The organism is Bacillus sp. C30, from assembly GCF_040838255.1.
Classification (GTDB): domain Bacteria; phylum Bacillota; class Bacilli; order Bacillales; family Bacillaceae_G; genus Bacillus_A; species Bacillus_A mycoides.
Map to the genome: position 1 here is coordinate 1 of NZ_JBFPJH010000253.1, position 4,819 is coordinate 4,819.

4 protein-coding genes and 1 pseudogene are annotated in these 4,819 nt (G+C 34.7%); 3 read left to right on the plus strand and 2 right to left on the minus strand.

What is annotated here, in order from left to right:
- The first annotated feature begins 83 nt into the window (after positions 1–83).
- Positions 84–2,504: a heavy metal translocating P-type ATPase gene (locus tag AB3X49_RS17710; protein ID WP_367963731.1), complete on the plus strand. Its 2,421-nt coding sequence runs from the start codon at positions 84–86 to the stop codon at positions 2,502–2,504.
- Between the two features lie 218 nt (positions 2,505–2,722).
- Positions 2,723–3,202, plus strand: coding sequence for a GNAT family N-acetyltransferase (locus AB3X49_RS17715; RefSeq protein ID WP_002033656.1), 480 nt, complete (start codon positions 2,723–2,725; stop codon positions 3,200–3,202).
- 19 nt (positions 3,203–3,221) lie between these two features.
- Here AB3X49_RS17715 and hbs read toward each other — a convergent pair whose 3' ends face one another.
- Both hbs and AB3X49_RS17725 read right to left on the minus strand, forming a co-directional pair.
- Positions 3,222–3,494: a non-specific DNA-binding protein Hbs gene (gene hbs / locus AB3X49_RS17720; protein WP_002033657.1), complete on the minus strand. Its 273-nt coding sequence runs from the start codon at positions 3,492–3,494 to the stop codon at positions 3,222–3,224.
- Positions 3,495–3,635: 141 nt separating this feature from the next.
- Positions 3,636–4,451, minus strand: coding sequence for a formate/nitrite transporter family protein (locus AB3X49_RS17725; protein ID WP_367963734.1), 816 nt, complete (start codon positions 4,449–4,451; stop codon positions 3,636–3,638).
- Between the two features lie 196 nt (positions 4,452–4,647).
- Here AB3X49_RS17725 and AB3X49_RS17730 point away from each other — a divergent pair.
- Positions 4,648–4,819 (plus strand): annotated as a pseudogene (locus AB3X49_RS17730) (metallophosphoesterase); the annotation flags it as partial.

A 4,819-nucleotide genomic window follows, 5' to 3' on the forward strand; every position in this document is an offset into this window, starting at 1 on the left:
ATAGAAATAAATCGTACTTTATATGGAGTACGATTTATTTTGCTAAAAATTATACCTTATAAGGGTATATAGAGGTGAGAGACATGAATGAACAAAAAGAGGCCAATCTCCAAATATCAGGCATGACATGTGCAGCCTGTGCAAATAGAATTGAAAAAGGTCTTAAAAAAGTAGAAGGTGTTCAAGATGCAAATGTAAATTTTGCACTTGAAAAAACAAAAGTTATATACGATCCAACTAAAACAAATCCGCAACAATTTAAAGAAAAAGTTGAATCGTTAGGATATGGAATTGTAAGTGATAAAGCTGAGTTTACTGTTTCGGGAATGACATGTGCAGCATGTGCGAATAGAGTAGAAAAACGTTTGAATAAGCTAGAAGGTGTGAATAAAGCGACAGTAAATTTTGCTTTAGAATCGGCTACAGTTGACTTTAATCCTGATGAAATTAATGTAAATGAAATGAAGAGCGCGATTACAAAGTTAGGATATAAATTAGAAGTAAAATCAGATGAGCAAGATGCATCAACTGATCATCGATTACAAGAAATTGAACGACAAAAGAAGAAATTTATCATTTCATTTATTTTATCATTCCCGTTATTGTGGGCAATGGTGAGCCATTTTTCATTTACATCTTTTATTTATTTACCTGATATGCTTATGAACCCATGGGTGCAGCTAGCTCTTGCAACTCCAGTACAGTTTATAATTGGAGGCCAGTTTTATATTGGTGCTTATAAAGCGCTACGCAATAAAAGTGCAAACATGGATGTTCTTGTGGCACTTGGAACGTCCGCAGCTTATTTCTATAGTGTTTATTTAAGTATTCAATCAATTGGTTCTTCAGAACATATGACAGATTTATATTTTGAAACGAGTGCGGTACTTATTACTTTAATTATTTTAGGTAAATTATTTGAGGCGAGAGCAAAAGGGCGTTCATCAGAAGCTATTAAAAAGTTGATGGGACTACAAGCGAAAACTGCCACAGTTGTGCGAGATGGAACAGAGATGAAAATTTTAATCGAAGAAGTGGTAGCTGGTGATATCGTTTATGTAAAGCCTGGTGAAAAAATACCAGTAGATGGTGAGATTGTAGAAGGAAAGTCAGCGATTGATGAATCGATGTTAACAGGCGAGAGTATTCCAGTTGATAAAACAATTGGGGATGTAGTAATCGGCTCTACAATGAATAAAAATGGATTTTTAAAAGTTAAGGCTACTAAGGTAGGTAGAGATACTGCATTAGCTCAAATTATTAAAGTAGTAGAAGAAGCTCAAGGATCGAAAGCGCCTATTCAAAGGGTAGCTGATCAAATTTCTGGTATTTTCGTACCAGTTGTAGTTGTAATTGCTATTATTACATTTGCGGTGTGGATGATATTTGTTACACCTGGTGATTTTGGCGGAGCACTTGAGAAAATGATAGCAGTACTTGTTATTGCTTGTCCATGTGCTTTAGGTCTTGCGACACCTACATCTATTATGGCGGGATCAGGAAGGTCAGCTGAGTATGGTATTTTATTTAAAGGTGGAGAACATTTAGAAGCAACGCATCGATTAGATACAGTTATTCTAGATAAAACAGGTACTGTGACAAATGGGAAGCCGGTGTTAACAGATGTAATTGTAGCAGATGGATTCCACGAAGAAGAAATACTACGTTTAGTAGGTGCAGCAGAAAGAAATTCTGAACATCCACTTGCAGAAGCGATTGTTGAAGGAATTAAAGAAAAGGGTATTGATATCCCAAGTTCAGAAACGTTTGAAGCAATTCCGGGATTTGGTATTGAATCGGTTGTCGAAGGAAAACAATTATTAATTGGTACACGCCGATTAATGAAGAAGTTTAATATTGATATTGAAGAAGTTTCTAAATCAATGGAAGAACTAGAGCGAGAAGGAAAAACAGCAATGCTTATTGCGATAGATAAGGAATATGCTGGAATTGTTGCTGTTGCAGATACTGTAAAGGATACTTCAAAAGCCGCAATTGCAAGACTTAAGAAAATGGGTCTAGATGTCGTTATGATTACAGGAGATAATACACAAACTGCTCAGGCAATTGCTAAGCAAGTTGGTATTGATCACGTAATTGCAGAAGTATTACCAGAAGGAAAAGCAGAAGAAGTGAAGAAACTTCAAGCTAGTGGTAAGAAAGTGGCTATGGTTGGAGATGGAATTAATGATGCTCCTGCGCTTGCTACAGCGGACATTGGAATGGCAATTGGAACAGGAACAGATGTAGCAATGGAAGCAGCGGATATTACGTTAATCCGTGGTGATTTAAATAGTATTGCTGATGCAATTTTTATGAGTAAAATGACGATTAGAAATATTAAGCAAAATTTATTCTGGGCGTTAGCTTATAACGGCCTAGGAATTCCGATTGCGGCGCTCGGTTTCTTAGCTCCTTGGGTTGCAGGTGCAGCAATGGCATTTAGCTCTGTATCAGTCGTATTAAATGCATTAAGATTACAAAGAGTTAAATTGAAATCTTAAACACTTTCAGCTATAAAGCGAATTTAATATGCTTTTTTACAATAAACAATACTTTGTATGAGTATTGTTTATTGTTCGTTTAGAAGGAAAAGTCGATATAATATAGAAAGAGCAGAAGTAGAATCATATATAGTGGAAGAAACTGTTTCGAAAATAAACACGAAATAATTATCCGGATAACCGAAATAAAAGAGTTAGTTTGATAAGGAGTTTTACATATGTTTAAAGATATTAAAATTAGAACATTCCAGAAGGAGGATTTAGAGCAAGTATTACAATTGTTCTATGAAACGGTTCATACGGTGAATGCGAAAGATTATAACGAGTTACAGCTACAGGCGTGGGCCCCAGAGCGACTAGATAGAGAGAGATGGCTACAGTCTTTAGAAAAGAATATTTGTTACGTTGCTGATTATAAAGGTGTGATAGTGGGATTTGGGGATTATAATGATGATCATTACGTAGATCGCTTATTTACGCATAAAGATTATCAAGGAAAAAGGATAGCATCATACATACTACAGAAGTTAGAAAAAGAAGCAGTGAACTTGCAGCATAGGGATATATATACAGAGGCGAGTATTACAGCAAAACCTTTCTTTGAAAGCAAAGGTTTTATTTGCATAAAGGAACAAAATAAGCAGCATAATGGTCAAATTTTTATTAATTATGTCATGAAAAAAATAGCCTTCTCATAAATGAGAAGGCTATTTTTCATTATTTTACAGCTTCTTTTAGTTCTTTACCAGCTTTAAAAGCAGGTACTTTAGAAGCTGCGATTTGCATTTCTTCACCCGTTTGTGGGTTACGGCCTGTACGAGCAGCTCTTTCACGAACTTCGAATGTACCGAATCCGATAAGTTGTACTTTTTCGCCAGCAGCTAAAGAGTTAGTGATTGATTCTACTACAGTTTGTAAAACTACAGTAGCTTCTTTTTGAGAAATCTCAGCGTTTTGTGCTACGTTTTTAATTAATTCTGTCTTATTCATGTTTTTCACCTCATATGTAAATAATGCTATTTAAGTTGTTATTATAACGTATAAAACATTCGAGAACAAGTGTACGTACATATATTCGCAAAAAAAATGAAATTTGTAATATTTTTTAGGACCAATTTATAGACATTCAATTTAAGCGGATACAGATTTTTTCTTTAATGCAGTTTGCTCTTTATTGGAAGGTAGTTTCTTATTATAAGATATGAAATAAGGTAATGCTACAAATAACATACCCCCTACTAAGTTTCCGAAGAAAACAAAAATGAAGTTTGGAAAATATTCAACCCAAGTTAAATGACCAGAAAAAATTGCAGCTGGGATGACAAACATATTGGCTACAACGTGTTGAAATCCAATCGCAACAAAAGTCATAACAGGGAACCAAATACCGACAATCTTTCCGATAAATTCTTTACTTCCCATACTGAGCCAAACAGCTAAACAAACGAGCCAATTACACCCGATTGCAGAAATGAAGGCTTGCAGTGGTGTATCTTGTAGTTTAGCTTGTGCAATAGAAACTGTTTTTGCTAAAAAAGCTCCCTCCGTTAAGCCGACGATATGACCAAAAAAATAAGCGACGAATATAGCACCTATGAAGTTGCTAAACGTAACAATAACTAAATTTCGTATGAAGTGAAATAAGTCGATTTTTTTGTGAAGCCATGCCATTGAAACGGTCATCATGTTGCCAGTTACTAATTCACCGCCTGCAAGGATAACGAGTATAAGACCGATAGGGAATACGGCAGCACCTAAAAAGCTAGTAAATGATCCCCAAGATTTTGGCATTGTTCCGATAACATGGATATCAAGTAAATAGCCTAATGCTATGAAAGCATCACCAAAAAAACCGAGAATTAGCATAGGGAGCAATGATAAATGAGCTTTTTTTCTTCCAGAATTAGCAGCAAGTTCCGTAATTTCTTCTGGTGTAAATACAGACATGAATAATCTCTCCTCAATAAAATGATAGAATGAATAGAAGGAACATTTTAAAGAATCTATGTATGATAAAAAAATGATATGACTTCTGTATAAATTTGTCAAAGTGAGTGGGGATGAAATTGGATATAACGAACATTGTTCATGTTGTCACATTAATGTAACAATAAGGATTTAAAGTGATTTTAGAGGTGAAAACATGAATACGCATCATGTAAAAAAAGAACGAAAAAAATCAATCGTAAAGATATTTATTATTAGTTTCATAAGTATATTAATGATACCAGTAAGTTTGTATTTCTATGCGACTGAAATAGGAAGAAGACTAGTAACAGTTACGTGGAATGAAATAGAAGCTCCTACAATTCCTA